A 1,037-nucleotide genomic window follows, 5' to 3' on the forward strand; every position below is an offset into this window, starting at 1 on the left:
GCTTCGACGTTGACGGCTTGGTAGCCGTAGATGGGGTCCATGATGACGGGCAGGTAGAGGCGGGCGGGGTCGCAGTGGGAGAAGCCGGCGTTGCGGTCGGGTGTCCATTGCATGGGGGTGCGGACGGCGTCGCGGTCGCCGAGCCAGATGTTGTCGCCCATGCCGATTTCGTCGCCGTAGTACAGGACGGGTGAGCCGGGGAGGGAGAGCAGGAGGGCGGTGAAGAGTTCGAGTTGGTTGCGGTCGTTGTCCAGGAGGGGGGCCAGGCGGCGGCGGATGCCGATGTTGGCTTTCATGCGGGGGTCTTTGGCGTATTCGGTGTACATGTAGTCGCGTTCTTCGTCGGTGACCATCTCCAGGGTGAGTTCGTCGTGGTTGCGCAGGAAGATGCCCCATTGGCAGGATTCGGGGATTTTGGGGGTCTGGGCCATGATTTCGGAGATGGGGTAGCGTTGTTCGCGGCGGACGGCCATGAAGATGCGGGGCATGACGGGGAAGTGGAAGGCCATGTGGCATTCGTCGCCGCCGGCGGCGGGGTCGCCGAAGTATTCGACGACGTCGGCGGGCCATTGGTTGGCTTCGGCGAGCAGGACGCGGTCGGGGTAGAGGCGGTCGACTTCGGCGCGGACGCGTTTGAGGTAGGTGTGGGTTTCGGGGAGGTTCTCGCAGTTGGTGCCTTCGCGGGCGTACAGGTAGGGGACGGCGTCCAGGCGGAATCCGTCGATGCCCAGGTCGAGCCAGAAGCGCAGGTTCTCCAGCATGGCGTCCTGGACGTCGGGGTTGTCGTAGTTGAGGTCGGGTTGGTGGGAGAAGAAGCGGTGCCAGTAGTACTGGCCGCGGACGGTGTCGTAGGTCCAGTTGGAGGATTCGGTGTCGACGAAGATGATGCGGGCTTCGGGGTAGCCGGTGTCGTCGTCGGCCCACATGTAGAAGTCGCCGAAGGGCCCGTCGGGGTCGGTCCGCGATGCCTGGAACCAGGGGTGCTGGTCGGAGGTGTGGTTCATCACCAGATCGGCGATCACACGAATACCGCGGGC

The 1,037-nt window shown here is 64.6% G+C and carries 1 protein-coding gene; it reads right to left on the bottom strand.

Features of this window, described 5'->3' with window-relative positions:
* The coding region (locus tag AL2_RS35820; protein WP_245667139.1) for an alpha-amylase family glycosyl hydrolase at positions 1-1,037 on the bottom strand (1,037 nt) is incomplete at both ends.

Origin of the sequence: Actinomadura latina NBRC 106108, from assembly GCF_001552195.1 — a bacterium.
Lineage (GTDB): Bacteria > Actinomycetota > Actinomycetes > Streptosporangiales > Streptosporangiaceae > Spirillospora > Spirillospora latina.